The sequence below is a fragment of the Spirosoma gilvum genome (genome assembly GCF_054776815.1).
Map to the genome: position 1 here is coordinate 262,093 of NZ_BAAHBH010000002.1, position 14,834 is coordinate 276,926.

Sequence of the window (14,834 nt, forward strand, 5' to 3'; positions counted from 1 at the left end):
GGGCTGACTACCTAATTTTTACCTCAAATGGGATAAAAGGTATTCTATGGCTCTATTAGCCGCTAACCTAGCCGGAGCGTAATACTTTTACTGCCAGCTTGTTCAATTGCCATACCGGGTGAAATCGACTGCTCCCGAACCTTACCACGCCCTTCGACCGATACACGTAACCCTCGGTTTTCAAGTAAGAAAAGGGCGTCACGTAGGGTCAGGCCACGCACGTCGGGCACTTGTCCGGGACGCGTTGGACGAGATTTCCACCGACCGCCGGAAGTAGCTTCTACCCAGCCTTCGGTTGATGGTTCGTTGGCAATGTCCAGGGACGAACCGATGGTGTGCAGATCGTCGGCATAGCCAGCCAGTAAGCCCGTTGTCGACATCGGTTTTGAACTTCCAGTCCGGATGGGTGCATGCATACGAATATCATAGGCGACAATTCGGTCGGCAACAGCTTTAAATACAGGGGCCGATACGGCACCGGCATACAACAGGTCAATGTTATCGCCCTGGGGCGTATCGACCATCGTAATCATGCTGTATTTAGGCTTGTCAGCGGGGAAGTAGCCAATGAATGAGGTGTAATATTTACCCACCTGATACTGGCCATTTATAATTTTTTGGGCAGTTCCGGTCTTACCCGCAATGGCATAATAGGGGTTATTGATGTGCTTGGCCGTGCCATTCGTCACTACGCCCCGAAGCAAATCCTGGGCTTTTCGAACGGTTTCTTTCGAGCAGATTGGCTCAGCCAGCACAGAGGGTTTGTTGTCTTCAATGATTTCGCCCGCCAGCTTGATCTGTTTTACAATGACCGGACGTACCCAATACCCATTATTGGCAACAGCATTATAAAAAGCCAGCATCTGGAGCGGAGTAATCTGCATCTCATAGCCATACGACATCGAGGTTAGCGATACTTTGCTCCAGCCTTTCATATCCGGGTTACGAACCACCGGGATGGCTTCGCCTTTCATGTGGATACCCGTCGGCTGGGTCAGATGGAACCGGCGCAGGTACTGGCAATACAGGTCAGGACGGCTATAAAAATAGCTGCGCATAAGCATGTGGGTACCGACATTCGACGACTTTTCGAAAACCTGTCGGGCCGTAATGGTTCCATGACCTACCCGACTGGCATCGTGAATTCCCAGACCGTTGTAGCGGGTCGAGCCACTGCCAGTTGCTACCAGTTGGTTCAGCGAAATGGCTTTCTCTTCCATCAGTGCCATCATGGTTGCCAGCTTAAACGTTGAACCGGGATCGGTACGACCTGCTAAAGCATGGTTGAAATTTTCGACGTAATGATCCCCCTGTTTGGTCAGATTAGCCATCGCCCGGATTTCGCCGGTAGCCACTTCCATCACAATCACGCAGCCTTTAGCCGCATTGTATTTTACCAGCGCATCGCGCAGGGCCGATTCGGCCATATCCTGGAAGTTGACATCGATGGTGGTGTAAAGGTCCATCCCAGACTCCGGCTGCATATCGGGTCCGTCGTTAACGGGTTTACGAATGCCACCCGCCAGTACCTCAACCAGGCCGACTGCGTTTTTACCAGCCAGCGCGGGTTGAAACGACGCTTCCAGGCCAATCAGACCCCGGCCTGTTTTAGCATCCAGATTGCCTATAGTTCGCTCAGCCATCTGCCCAAACGGGTGGTAGCGTTCATAGTAAGGGCGTAGCACACCTCCACGAGCGGCAACTTTGGGCGTAGACCGGAAAAAAGGCCATTTCAGCATTTTTTGCCGTTCCTGGAAAGTTACCCGACGACGATTGAGCAGCACATACCGCCGTTTATGGGCCCGCGCATCCCGTACCAGGTCGGCGTATTCCTGCGGAGAGCGGTCGCGGTAAATCTGGGAAAGCAAAAGACCCAGCGAATCAATTTTCTTTTTGAAATAGTCAGGCTTGGCCATCGTTGGGTCAAGGCCCACTACGTAGGTAGGCAGAGAAGTTGCCAGCAGTCGACCATCGTTGGCGAAAATATTGCCCCGCATGGCCCGGATGGTGTCGCGCTGAATGAGGGTGGCATCGACACGCTCGCGCCAGAATTTCCCTTTGAAGGTTTGGAAATATTGTACGTAAACCAGCCGAAAGACAACGCCAACGGCCAGGACAATCACAACATAGTACACGTTGTTTGCCCGTTGAATGATGTCCTGCTTAATGTTCATCTGACTTAACGACGATTTTATGGGGTGGTGTTTGACTATCCGAAAGGTTGAGTTCAGCTACGCGCTTGCTGATTTCTGACTGTTTACCGCTTTTGTCCAGATCGGCCTGTAGGACCGTGTATTGTGAACGGAGTTCATCGACCTGAATCTGCGTGCGCTGAATCCGTCGGACGAGCCGCTCGGCGTTGTGATTAAGACCAATGTAAAGGATAAGCAGGAAGGTGACCCACAAAATCCGATCGATATGATGAATGGGCCAGGCATTGTCTTCGCCAAACAGTCGATCCAGACCGATGAAGTCGTTCAGCCAGGTTGCCAGTTTGAGTTTGCGCCGTTGCTTTTTTTGCTGCTGCGTAACGCGCGGAGCCTCTCGGAATGTATTTTTTGCCATAGCTTGGGTTAGGATGCCATAGAAATACAAAGAAACAAAAACCTAGTATCCTAATCCGGGCTGGGGGCGAATTCTTTGATAAGATTTTATTCTTTCCAGCGCCACTCGTTGGCGATTTGTAACGGCGTTCGCAGACCCTGTGTCACGAGGTAATCGCGGGTTTGCGTATCGGTTTGCCGACGGGTCGGAATATCATCGGCATCGGCCAGGGCGTAAAGGAGCATGGTCGAATAACGAACCGTATTTTTCAACTGATCAGCATTGACCAGATTCATCCGGTCGCAGTTGGCATGGTAGCAGTCGAGTACCGATTTGGATAGATGCCCGTTCATACCAACTACTGGAACACCTTCGAGCATAAAGGGCTGGTGATCGGAGTGGAGGCCCGCCTGATTCTGCATGTCGTTAGGAAACGTAGCCTCTACAGACTTTATGTTTTCGCCGACGTTGTTGAAGAACGGCACCATATCGGCCCGTCCGAAGGCATTCAGGCCCGTCGGATCGTTGGTCATGTCGAGGTTCATCATATACCGAACGTTGTCTAACTGTCCCGTTTTTTTCAGGTTCTCGACCATCGCTTTCGATCCCAGCAAGCCCTGTTCTTCACCCATGAATAGGACAAACTCGATGGTGCGCTTCGGTTTTAGTTTGAGTGCTTTAAACGTCCGGGCGATGTCGAGAACAGCGAACGAACCAATGCCGTTATCAATAGCGCCGGTTGCCAGATCCCACGAATCCAGATGGCCACCCACGATAATTTTCTCGTCGGGGAATTTCGAGCCTTTCAAGGTTGCCACCACATTTCGGGCGCGAATCTTCCGGCTCGTGTTGGTCATATCGATTACAGCCTGCAACGGGCTATGCTCCTCCTGCATCCACGAACGCAGCGCTTCGCCACTTTCCAGCGAGATACATACCGACGGAATGGGAATCAGTTTGCCTGTAACGGAAGCGGTACCGGTCAGCAACACATTGCCGGGTACCAGATTGACCATAATCACTCCCGATGCCCCATGTTGAATGGCCAGTGCTGTTTTTTCGGAGCGATGCAGATTTCGGGCTCCTTTGGTGGGAGCAGCCAGGCCAATATTGACCAGCGCAATCTTCCCTTTCAGCTTCCCTTTCACAGCCGCAAAATCACCTTCAAGTCCATTGCCGACATCAATGATTTCGCCTTTCACATGCGCTTCGACGGGCGAATGCGCCAGGGCTACAACCGGCACATCGCGGAAGTTATCGCTTTTGGCAGGAACAACCGATAAGGTAACGGTATCGCGGGCCCAGGCTTCGACTTCGAAAGGTTCGTAACGAATCTCTTTGAAACCGTACGAAGAAAGTAAATCAAAGGCATATGCTTCGGCACGGCTACCGTTGGGGCTGCCTGTTAGCCGATGCCCTACCTGCTCTGAGGCCTGGGAGAGTGTTTCATAAGCACGGCTATGGGCCGTAACTTCTTTGGTAATTCGGGCAAATGCCTTCTGAAGAGATAGTTTTTCAGGGTAAAAAGCGGTCAGTGTACCAGCGGTGCCGATACATAACAAAACGAGCCGAAAACGAGGCACGTAAAACGTCCGGGTCATGAGAGGATGGGTGGCAGAATTCCTTGCTAAATATACGAAAAGGTTTATTGCTTTCGATGCCGAATGATTAGACGCAATAAATAGGCAAAGCGTTCGGGTGAACTGAAAAAAAACATCAGATTAACGTAGTCATAACCCATTTGGATTGGACTAGTTTGGCTGTAATTATCAAAAAATCAGAAAATTAACTAGCCGGTTGATGCTTCATTGGTTTAAGCTGAACCGTGAGCCGGTCGGAAAGCCAGTGTGGGTCGATACCAACTATCCCAAACACACGATCCCAACTTCGTTCAAAACAGTGGGCGGCATCGGGAAACGTAGTGGATATCGTTAATGCCTGCTCATAAAACGATACGGATTTTTGGTGCAAAAGGTTGCGGTGAACGGCAAATTGTGCGCCAAGTACAAACGTGTAGTGCTCAGGACCTTCGGTGCCAAAAAGAGCACGGTGAAAACCTCGTAAATCCAGGCCACGCCCGTCGTCGTTTTTGCTCCAGGGACGGAACAGTCGATGGCCCTGGGCGTCGTCGGTGTCAATCAGGTGGCCTAGCCAATAAAAATCTAGATTCGGATACTGTTCGGTGGTGCTGGTAAACCAGGACCCGTCGGCAAAGGCCCGCAGCGTTTTCTTGAAATCATAGGCATGATCGAACGGTTTTCCCTGGCAAAAAATAGTCCATTCGGCCAGCGAATCGTATCGGCTGATGATGTGATGCAGATAGGTATGCGCTTCCCGCCCGATATTGGGTAACGAAATGGCGGTGGGACCGGCTTGATGAGCTGGACTTTTATCGTAAACCGTAACCTGTACGCCCGGCGGTAACTTTCGGAGCCAGCTCAGATCTTCGGTATAGTGAGCAACCACAAGTTCATGCATCTAGTTATGGGGATAAGCGCAAAAGGATCATACAAAGAACGCAAAGCAGCTGTTAATTTCTTTACGTTCTTTGTGTGATCCTTTTGCGCCAAAATTCTCTTGTTATGAAACAGCCGTATTTTGCGCTTTTCTGTTTATTGACCTCCCTTAGTATGACGCAGGCACAACCCATTACCCCTCCCAAGGCCACTATCAAGCCCAAAGAACTGATTACCAACGGCCATAAGCGAATTGATAATTATTATTACCTCAACGAACGCGAAAACCCGGAAGTTATCAAGTACCTCAACGCCGAAAATACGTACCTCGAACAGGTGCTTGCTCCGGTGAAAAGCCTACGGGAGAAGTTGTTCGATGAAATGAAGAGTCGGATTAAGGAACAGGACGAGTCAGTACCCTATAAAGAAGGAAATTATTTCTATTATAGCCGATTCATCAAGGGCGGTGAGTATCCGATTTATTGCCGCAAAAAAGGCTCGCTGGATGGCCCCGAAGAAATTCTTTTTGATGGGAATGCCCTGGCCAAAGGACATAATTATTATCATTTAGGTGGCTATGAAGTGTCGGACAATGAGGAATTGGCCATCTATGCCGAAGATGTGGTAAGTCGTCGGCTGTATACACTACGGATCAAGAATCTGAAAACGGGTAAAACGTATTCCGATATGATCCCGGATGTGGAAGCCGATAATTTTGCCTGGGCTGCTGACAATAAGACGCTGTTCTACATCAAAAAAGATCCGCAGACCCTGCTGGGTTATCAGGTGTATCGGCACGTGTTGGGCACAAGTCCTCAGACGGATGTATTGGTGTACGAAGAAGCTGACAATCAGTTTTATATGGGCCTGGGCCGGTCGAAATCAAAAAAATACATTGCCATTGGCTCCGACCATAACGGCGTTGCGACCGAGTATCGATTGTTGGAAGCCAGTCAGCCTATGGGGCAGTTCAGGGTGTTTCTGCCGCGCGAAAAAGGCCATGAGTACGACATTGTGCATTACCAGCATAAATTCTATGTCCGTACCAACTGGCATGCCGAGAACTTCCGATTGATGGAAGTGCCGGAGGGTAAAACCGCTGATCGTACTGCCTGGAAGGAAGTAATCCCACACCGGCCCGACGTGTATCTGGCCAATATAGACGTGTTTGCCAATCACTTGGTTCTGGGTGAACGCAAAGCTGGTCTGACGAACATCCGGGTCATAAACCAGCAAACCAATGCTGACGAATATCTCGATTTTGGCGAGCCGGCTTACGTGGCCGGTATCGGCTATAATCCAGATTTCAATACCAACGTTCTCCGGTTTGGTTACTCCTCCCTGACGACCTCAAACTCGACCTTCGATTATAATATGGATACGAAGGAAAAGACGCTGATGAAACAACAGGAGGTGCTGGGTGGCTTCGACAAGGCCAATTACGTATCAGAACGGGTATACGCAACCGCCCGCGATGGCGTACAGGTGCCCGTGTCGCTGGTGTATCGCAAAGGAACGCCCAAAGATGGTTCTGCGCCCTTGCTGCAGTACGCTTACGGTTCATACGGCTACTCCATCGACCCTAGTTTTAGTTCAACCCGGCTGAGTTTGCTGGATCGGGGCTTTATGTTTGCCATTGCCCACATCCGGGGAGGGCAGGAGATGGGTCGTCGTTGGTACGAAGACGGCAAAATGCTGAAAAAGAAAAATACTTTCAACGACTTCGTGGATGTGTCGGAGTATCTGATTAAGAATAAGTACACCAGTGCCGAAAAACTGTTTGCCATGGGCGGTAGTGCGGGCGGTTTGCTAATGGGTGCTGTGATCAATCAGGCACCGCAGCTTTATCGGGGGGTAGTAGCATCGGTACCGTTTGTAGATGTGGTAACGACCATGCTCGACGAAAGTATTCCGCTCACAACGGGTGAGTTTGAGGAGTGGGGTAATCCCAAAAACAAACCCTATTATGAGTATATGCTGTCGTATTCGCCTTACGACAACGTAGAGAAAAAAGCCTATCCTAATCTACTGGTAACGACGGGCTTGCACGATTCGCAGGTGCAGTACTGGGAACCCGCCAAGTGGGTGGCGAAGCTGAGAGTTCTGAAAACGGATAGTAATCAGTTGCTGCTGCATACCAATATGGACGCGGGTCACGGGGGCGCATCAGGCCGGTTTCAGGTATTAAAGGAAATTGCGCTGGAATATGCGTTTATGCTCAATCTGGTTGGGATACAGCAGTAAGTAGAGTTCACACATTCTTAAGTCCTAATATCTTCTTTCTCCGCAACTTGTCTGGCCGATAGTGTGGAGGATGCGGTGATTAGGTGGTATATTCACCGCAAAATATGCGGTGAATAAGGATGTACATTTATCAACGACGGGAATGGCCCCAGTTTAGATGGGATCAGGCTGAACTCACTATCCCTCTCGCGGCTCTTCGGCATAAGCAAGGAAAACTAATTGGGCAGATGACTGGGTTGGGATTTTCGCTTCAGTCCGAAGCGATGCTCCAAACAATGACTTTAGAAGTCTTAAAGTCAAATGAAATAGAGGGCGAAATGCTGGATCAGCATCTGGTACGTTCATCTATTGCCCGTCGTTTAGGTATTGAGACATTTGGGCTTTTGCCTCCAGATCGCCAGGTAGAAGGCGTTGTTGATGTGTTGGTGGATGCTACCCAGTATTTCAGTCAGCCTTTAACCAAAGCGCGCTTATGCAGTTGGCACGCGGCTTTATTTCCGACGGGATTTAGTGGAATGCATAAAATAACTGTTGCTGATTGGCGTAGTGGCGATGCAGGGCCTATGCAGGTTGTTTCGGGAGCAATAGGACGAGAGCAGGTACACTTCCAGGCCCCGGATGCATTGGTATTGGACCGTGAAATGCAGCTATTTCTTGACTGGTTTAACGAAGGATTTACGTTAGACCCAGTTCTTAAAGCAGCTATTGCACATCTTTGGTTTGTAACCATTCACCCGTTTGATGATGGAAATGGACGACTTGGACGCACGATTGCCGATATGCAATTGGCAAGAGCAGATGGATTAAAGCAGCGGTTTTATAGTATGTCAGCTCAAATTCGCAAAGAGCTGAATGCGTACTATACTATGTTAGAAAATACTCAAAAAGGGTCATTAGACATTACTGATTGGTTAAGCTGGTTTCTGGCCTGTTTGGATCGGGCACTGAATGCAACAGAAAACATACTGGCAGGTGTATTGACAAAAGCACGTTATTGGGAGTGGTTATCTGGAAAAGTGCTTAATGCCCGTCAGAAGCTGATGCTCAATAAATTACTGGATGGATTTGAGGGAAAGTTGACCTCGTCGAAGTGGGCGAAAATTACCAAAGCTTCGCAGGATACAGCGCTACGAGACATTCAGAGTTTACTTGATCAGCAAGTACTCATCAAAGAAGAGTCGGGCGGACGGAGTACTAGTTATACGCTGAGAACGATTTGAAAATGGTATTCATTTTTGTCTTAACCTGAGTAGCAGGATTACAGTAAACGAGTTGTGCCTTTTGCGTATCTAACCCCCACCCCCCCTGAAAACAAGGGAGGAGTTTGAAACCGGAGTAAGTAAAGTCCCTCCCTGAAAACAGGGGAGGGATTTAGGGTGGGGTACATACACACTGACAATTTGAAATGGGTTTAAGTACTATATTTGTAAGTATCCTGTTGGCCTGGACGATTCTGTCTGGGCCAATTAGTTTAATGCTTTTCATGATTAGTCGTTATGTCCCAACTTGTTCGTATTCCGACACCTGGTAAGGATAAAGCTCCGCTCTCGAAGGCGCAGAAGGAGTTCAATCGGTTGACCAAAAAAATTGGGGAGCTGGAAGCCGAACTAGAGCAGTTTCGGACAACCGCCAGTCAGATACAGCAACGGGTTTATTCGGAATATGAGCCTTTACTTCGCTCGTTCAATACCCTTCGGGCCGATCTGGTGCGGCTGTTCGACCGGGCTTATGATTGGAAGGAAATCACGAAAACGGAGCGGAAGAAACTGTCCGATATTATTCAGAATATAGCCTATGAACTTATTAGCGAGCATGGTCTGGATGAGCTAAAGCCGATCTTCGATAAATACGACAAGGAAGGGTACGATGCCACTGATGCGGAAGCTGATCAGCAGGTTTCCGAAATCATGAAGGAGATGGTCGGGTCGATGTACGGTATCAAATTCGATGATGAGGTCGACGTGAGTACAAAGGATAAAATTATGGCCTACCTGCAGGAGCAAATGCAGGCCCGGCAGACCGAAGCGCAGCAGCGCCAGCAGGAGGCCGACGAAAAGCGGGCGCAAAAGCCTAAATCGGTGAAGCAGCAGGAGCGAGAGGCCAAAAAACTGGTTGAGGAACGAAATATTACCAAGGCGGTCCGAACGCTCTATATGGATCTGGTGAAAACCTTTCATCCCGACCGCGAACCGGATGAGGCTGAGAAAACCCGGAAAACCGAAATCATGAAGCGGGTGACCGAAGCCTACGAAAAAAGCGATCTGCTTGCGTTGCTAAGGCTGCAACTTGAGTTTAACCGAATCGACCAGCAACACCTCGAAACCCTGGCCGACGAGCAACTTCGGTACTACAACAAAATTCTGAAACAGCAGGCCGACGAACTAAGTGATGAACTATATGGCTTGCAAAGCCAGCTTTCGGCAGCACTTAACAAACCATTTATGTTGGTCAGCTCAGCGCTGAGCCTAGAATTCAGTTTCAACAACGACATTCGCGAGTTGAAAAAGAGTATAAAGGAGACCAAGAAAGACATCCAAGAATTGGCAAACCCTGCCGTTATGAAGGCGTTTCTGAAAACCTACAAAATTCGTAAAGCTGCCGATTTTGATGTGCTAGACGGCTTCTTCGGTTAATGACATAATCAGATTTTACAAAGACAAAGAGCCGTGCCACGGTTTAATTCGGTGCAATAGAGAACCGTGGCACGGCTCTTTGCGAAAGTTTTTTGAGTAAACATGCGTACGTTTCAGTGTTTTTCTTTTTCTGTCTGTTCTTGGTTGATCAGCCTTGCGGGACTGGCTATTGCTGTTGGGAGTTGCCAATCGGGTGGTGATGGCGCGCTTGATAATCCGACTGTTACTGAGGGGAAGGTTATGGCCGAAAAACACTGTGGTACATGCCACATGTTGCCATCACCCGAGTTGCTGGATAAAGAAACGTGGGTAAAATCGGTGTTGCCAGCTATGGCACCCAATCTGGGCCTTGAAGCCTATCCGGGTGGAAATTACTATGCCGGACCGAAATCGGCCATCTCGTTCGAAAACTGGCAGAAACTGATTGCCTATTATGAAACGCTGGCTCCTGCAAAGCTAGAGCAGACCAAAGCCCCAACCGCTCCAGTAGCTGACTGGGCCGTTTTTTCGCTTGAAAAACCTCCGGTCGATCCTGCAAAAACGGCAATGACAACGATGGTGGCTATTGATACCATCGGGCATCGGATTTATTCGAGTGATGGCCTACGGTCGGATCTTACCCAGTGGAATCAACAGTTGCAGATAACCGGCACTAAACAATTGCAATCGGCGGCTGCACAGGCTACGTTTTTTCGCGATAACTCGGGTGTCGAGCAAGGGTTATTTACATGCATGGGCACCATGCGGGCGGCCGACATTTCAAGGGGAGAGCTGGTGACAATGAATCTTTCGGCAAAGCAGCCAGCCGATACATCGATTATATATGCGAACCTTCCACGGCCTTTAGAGTCAGTCGCTGCGGATTTAAATAAGGATGGGCTAACGGATTGGGTCGTTTGTGGCTTTGGTCATTTGCAGGGAGGGCTCTATTGGCTGAAACAGCAACCCAATCATCGGTTTACCAAAATTCCGATTCGGGAAGTAGCGGGGGCTATTCAGACGACGGTGGGCGATTTTAACGCAGACGGCTGGCCCGATTTGATGGTCCTGTTTGCCCATGCCGACGAGGGAATCTGGCTGTTTCTAAACGATCAAAAAGGAGGATTTACGGAGCGTAATCTGCTACGATTTCCATCGGTCTATGGCTCCACGAGCTTTCAGTTGGTCGATTTCAATAAAGATGGCCGACTCGATATCCTTTACACCTGTGGCGACAACAGCGATTATTCTAAAATTCTGAAGCCGTATCATGGTCTGTACATTTACCTGAACGAAGGGGATTTTAAGCTAAAGCAAGCCTATTTCTACCCTATCAATGGATGTACGAAAGCTATGGCCGGCGACTTCGATCAGGACGGTGATCTGGACATTGCTACCATTGCTTTCTTCGCCGATTTTCTGAATAAGCCAAGTGAAAATTTTCAGTACTTCGAGCAGCAGAAACCATTAGTATTTCAGCCTCATACGCTACCGATTCAAGCGTATGGACGCTGGATATGTATGGACGTGAACGATGTGGATCAGGACGGCGATGCCGATGTGGTATTGGGTAATTTTTCGCAGACGTTTATCATTCAGAAGGAGCTAAAAACTACATGGGATACACATTTGCCCCTGATTGTGCTGAAGAATAATACGCGATAAAAGGCGGAGTCGAAAACGGTTGAAACCGTTGAGGACGTTGCTGGGTATGTTTAGCCCACGAATTAATCCGTGGGCTGATAGAATAATGGGGCTTAAAATGAATCGTTTTAACGATTTGCCTAAAACTTACTTCAACCACCCCCCTGTAAATCCAGCCCGTTCTAACCCTTTGCGAATGTGTGGGTTGTGTTTCATCAGATTCCAGACGAAACCTGTCCGAGCATTTTCGGCCATGAGTAAAATGGGCCCCTGGTCGATGCCGAGGTAATCTACGTCGAACCATCCGCTATTTGTGGAGCCATACGCATAAGCAGATGGGTAGTGGTATGTCGGATTAAACGCATCGCGGAAACCGTATTCACCGTAGAGCTTGCCACTGTATTTGGCTTTCATGGTGCGTAGAGCAGGCAGGCAGATTTCGGGCGCAAAAGCGATAGAACCACCAACAGCGGTTGGAGCTAACGTACCATCGTCAACAATCTGGGTAGAAGCCGCACCCCGCGCCCGATACGAAAAGAAATTTCGACCCGCTACCGTTGTATCCTTAGGACCATCGCAGGCGGTAAGCCCCCAGATAGTCGCGCTGTAATCTTTCCACTTTCCGGGATTTTCGATGCAGTAAGCCCGATTCGCATACGTGGCCCGACGTGAATTTTCGGCATAATCGATTCCCTTACTTTTCATGTAACTATCCCGAATACCCCGAAAATCGATCCAGATATGCGAGTATTGATGCCCAAAAAGTGGATCGAAATTGACGTGCTGTTGCCCCTGAAAATTAGCCCAGGGATAGGTCTTTGTCCAGGCCGTCCAGACCTCTTCGCCAACGGGATAGGTAGGCGAGCCTAATGCCAGTACATATAATAACATGGCTTCGTTATAACCCTTCCAGTCGGCCGAAATAAAGCCCTTTTCGGGATGCCAGCCCATCGATACATACGGCTTATGATTCTGAAGCCAGGTCCAGTCAACGCGCCCGTAGATTTGCTCGGCCAGTTGGCGAATTTCGGTTTCGACGGGTGTGTTTTTGTCAAAATACGTCTGGCAGCTAAGAATGCCGCCCAGTAGCAAGGCCGTATCGATGGTCGACAGTTCGACCTGCTTGAACCGTTCGCCGGTTTTCATATCCAGAAAGTGGTAGAAAAACCCTTTGTACCCCGTTACCCCCGTTGTCTTGTCGGATTGTGGAGCGGTGGCAAAAAAACGAAGCGTGTTTAGTGTCCGTTCAGCCGCCTGAGCGCGGGTAATGTACCCCCGTTCGACCCCAACCAGATACGACGTAAGACCAAAGCCGACTGCCGCAATACTGGCAAACGAACGGGTAGGGGCCCGGTCGGGAACTAAGCCATTTTCGGGATTGGTCGTATTCCAGAAATACCGGAATGTATCGTGTTCAAGACTATCCAAAAAGGCATTGTCCGCTTTTGTAAATGTGTATGGTTTTGGCTGGGCAAAACCAATGGATAGGGTCAGGAGGATGAGGGTAAACGTTTTCATGATAGAGGAGTAACGTGGACATCTTGCCCGCATAGTTTAAGGCTTGCTGTATGACCGAAGAACAGTATCAATTTTTAAACTATGCGGACAAGATGCCCGCGTTACTAATTCAGGTTGGGACTTTGAAAACCGAGATTTTTCATTCCTTTTTTAACTTCGGGGCAACTCATAAATAGCTTCCAGAGCAGGCCCGAGCGCTGGTTTTCGATCATGACGATGATTGGTCCCTGATCGATGGCCAGGAAGGAATCGGCAAACCAGATATTGGTTAGGTTGAACGCATCGACAAACCCGTAGTTTTTCCAGATGCGATCACCCAGTTTGTAGTAGAAGAATCGCAGCGCCTGCATTGATTCGGTTGGTGTATAAGGCATGGCCGATAAAGCGGCCGTTGGTGCAATGGTGCCGTTGTCGTTGGTTGGGTCGCGGGCGGAGTAGCCATCCTGCTGGTCGCTGGCGGTTAATCCCCAGCAATCCTGACTATAGCCAACATATTGTTTCGAGTTGGTTTTGCAGTACGTATAGTTGATGAGCGTATGGGCGGTATTCTGTTGCCAATAATCGGCATAAGCATCTTTCAGGTCATGCGGATTGATGCCCAGAAACGAGTATTGCGAGAAGAATAGCGGTCCTCCATAAGCTGGTCCGAGTGGAAGTTTAATGCCGTAATAGCTGTTGCCATTGACCATCTTGCCGTTCTGCGCCCAGCTATTGTCGTAAACCGTTTTTGAGATAGGGACGGTGTTCGACGAAGCCGCCAGGACGTAGGTAATGAGGGCTTCGTTCCAGCCACGAATCGGCAGGTTCATATCCCAATTATAGTTAGGCGACCAGTGCCAGTACAGGTTCGTTTCGGCTCCATTTTTAGTGAACCAGTTCCATTCAACACCATCCCAGAGCGCATTAATTGACTTTCGTAGCGCGACTTCATCGGCATTGGTTGTGCTGTTGAAATACTGTCGGGCCGTCAATAAGCCTTGCATCAGATACGACGTTTCGACCAGATCGGCTCCGTCGTCTTTCTGGCTAAATGGGATAGTGGCTCCGGTAGCGCCGTTGAGCCAATGGGGAAAAGCGCCATGATAGCGTTTAGCGTTGTTGGTCAGAAAGCTCGTTATAGTGGTCAGTCGGGTTAAGGCTTGCTGGCGAGTGATAAAATTGCGGTTGGCCGCTACCAGAATTGCCATAATACCGAAACCAGTTCCGCCGGTGGTGACTACATCGCCGGAAGAATTGCGCTCACGAGCCATACCCGACACCGGATGCCCAAAATCCCAGAAGTAGGCAAACGTCTGTTTCTGAACCAGATCGAGCAGGAGTGAATCACTGATTTGCGGGAATTTATCCGTATTATCGAGTGAGGTAGTCAGGTTGACGCTTACCGTCGAATTGAGGGGTGTATTCCGTTGCGACGTTAGGGTTGGCTGGATGACCAACTGATAAGCCGTTAGTGAACTCAGCGCACTTTTAGGGGTTAGGGTTATGAGTGTATCCCCACTTGAAACGGTGAAGTTGAGCGGTACAGACGCTGAACTAGATTTCTGGATAAGCTGGATGGCGGTTGAAGCCGACTCTTTGTTGACTGGAGCCGAGAACGATACCGTTATCACTGGGTTTGCTCCCACATTTTGAAAGCTCATACTGGGCGACGCTTGCCCGGCCACCTGCACCGTCTTGTAATAGAATTGTTCGGCTGGTTGGGTATCCTGTTCCTTCTTGCAACTCAGGCACAGAAGTAAAGAGAATAGGCTCAGAAAATAAGACGTTGAGTTCATTAGTATTGTACTAGTTGGATAAGCTGACAGCTTTTTGAGGA

Annotated in this window: 10 protein-coding genes; 4 read left to right on the forward strand and 6 right to left on the reverse strand. The window is 49.2% G+C overall.

Translation table 11 applies throughout. From position 1 onward, the window contains the following. Positions 1 to 62: 62 nt before the first annotated feature. The 4 genes from ACYVFD_RS05940 to ACYVFD_RS05955 form a co-directional block, all read right to left on the reverse strand. On the reverse strand, positions 63 to 2,174 hold the full coding sequence (locus ACYVFD_RS05940) for a penicillin-binding protein (RefSeq protein ID WP_461088856.1): 2,112 nt from the start codon (positions 2,172 to 2,174) through the stop codon (positions 63 to 65). Then, on the reverse strand, positions 2,164 to 2,565 hold the full coding sequence (locus ACYVFD_RS05945) for an FtsL-like putative cell division protein (protein ID WP_461088858.1): 402 nt from the start codon (positions 2,563 to 2,565) through the stop codon (positions 2,164 to 2,166). The genes ACYVFD_RS05940 and ACYVFD_RS05945 overlap by 11 nt, the downstream gene beginning before the upstream one ends. A gap of 86 nt (positions 2,566 to 2,651) precedes the next feature. After that, a complete protein-coding gene (locus ACYVFD_RS05950; RefSeq protein ID WP_461088859.1) occupies positions 2,652 to 4,145 on the reverse strand; it encodes a M20/M25/M40 family metallo-hydrolase in 1,494 nt (497 codons plus the stop codon). Between the two features lie 184 nt (positions 4,146 to 4,329). Next, on the reverse strand, positions 4,330 to 5,022 hold the full coding sequence (locus tag ACYVFD_RS05955; RefSeq protein ID WP_461088860.1) for a DUF3431 domain-containing protein: 693 nt from the start codon (positions 5,020 to 5,022) through the stop codon (positions 4,330 to 4,332). Positions 5,023 to 5,174: 152 nt separating this feature from the next. Here ACYVFD_RS05955 and ACYVFD_RS05960 point away from each other — a divergent pair, with 152 nt between their 5' ends. From ACYVFD_RS05960 to ACYVFD_RS05975, 4 genes are all read left to right on the forward strand, one after another. Next, positions 5,175 to 7,244, forward strand: coding sequence for a S9 family peptidase (locus ACYVFD_RS05960; protein WP_461089455.1), 2,070 nt, complete (start codon positions 5,175 to 5,177; stop codon positions 7,242 to 7,244). A gap of 119 nt (positions 7,245 to 7,363) precedes the next feature. Next, positions 7,364 to 8,464, forward strand: a complete 1,101-nt coding sequence (locus ACYVFD_RS05965) for a Fic family protein (protein ID WP_461088861.1) — start codon at positions 7,364 to 7,366, stop codon at positions 8,462 to 8,464. A 276-nt stretch (positions 8,465 to 8,740) separates the two neighbouring features. Further along, positions 8,741 to 9,877 (forward strand): hypothetical protein, encoded by a 1,137-nt coding sequence (locus tag ACYVFD_RS05970; RefSeq protein WP_461088862.1) that lies wholly within the window; start codon positions 8,741 to 8,743, stop codon positions 9,875 to 9,877. A 102-nt stretch (positions 9,878 to 9,979) separates the two neighbouring features. Next, on the forward strand, positions 9,980 to 11,521 hold the full coding sequence (locus tag ACYVFD_RS05975; protein ID WP_461088863.1) for an FG-GAP repeat domain-containing protein: 1,542 nt from the start codon (positions 9,980 to 9,982) through the stop codon (positions 11,519 to 11,521). Positions 11,522 to 11,647: 126 nt separating this feature from the next. Here ACYVFD_RS05975 and ACYVFD_RS05980 read toward each other — a convergent pair whose 3' ends face one another. Both ACYVFD_RS05980 and ACYVFD_RS05985 read right to left on the reverse strand, forming a co-directional pair. Further along, positions 11,648 to 13,018, reverse strand: a complete 1,371-nt coding sequence (locus tag ACYVFD_RS05980) for a glucoamylase family protein (RefSeq protein ID WP_461088864.1) — start codon at positions 13,016 to 13,018, stop codon at positions 11,648 to 11,650. A 104-nt stretch (positions 13,019 to 13,122) separates the two neighbouring features. Then, entirely contained in the window at positions 13,123 to 14,793 is a 1,671-nt protein-coding gene (locus tag ACYVFD_RS05985) for a glucoamylase family protein (protein WP_461088865.1), read from the reverse strand. Positions 14,794 to 14,834 lie beyond the last annotated feature (41 nt).

Bases quoted from the DNA above. Each gene is read 5' to 3' on its own strand.
- ACYVFD_RS05940 (WP_461088856.1), bottom strand. From the start codon at position 2,174: ATGAACATTAAGCAGGACATCATTCAACGGGCAAACAACGTGTACTAT.
- ACYVFD_RS05945 (WP_461088858.1), bottom strand. From the start codon at position 2,565: ATGGCAAAAAATACATTCCGAGAGGCTCCGCGCGTTACGCAGCAGCAA.
- ACYVFD_RS05950 (WP_461088859.1), bottom strand. From the start codon at position 4,145: ATGACCCGGACGTTTTACGTGCCTCGTTTTCGGCTCGTTTTGTTATGT.
- ACYVFD_RS05955 (WP_461088860.1), bottom strand. From the start codon at position 5,022: ATGCATGAACTTGTGGTTGCTCACTATACCGAAGATCTGAGCTGGCTC.
- ACYVFD_RS05960 (WP_461089455.1), top strand. From the start codon at position 5,175: ATGACGCAGGCACAACCCATTACCCCTCCCAAGGCCACTATCAAGCCC.
- ACYVFD_RS05965 (WP_461088861.1), top strand. From the start codon at position 7,364: ATGTACATTTATCAACGACGGGAATGGCCCCAGTTTAGATGGGATCAG.
- ACYVFD_RS05970 (WP_461088862.1), top strand. From the start codon at position 8,741: ATGTCCCAACTTGTTCGTATTCCGACACCTGGTAAGGATAAAGCTCCG.
- ACYVFD_RS05975 (WP_461088863.1), top strand. From the start codon at position 9,980: ATGCGTACGTTTCAGTGTTTTTCTTTTTCTGTCTGTTCTTGGTTGATC.
- ACYVFD_RS05980 (WP_461088864.1), bottom strand. From the start codon at position 13,018: ATGAAAACGTTTACCCTCATCCTCCTGACCCTATCCATTGGTTTTGCC.
- ACYVFD_RS05985 (WP_461088865.1), bottom strand. From the start codon at position 14,793: ATGAACTCAACGTCTTATTTTCTGAGCCTATTCTCTTTACTTCTGTGC.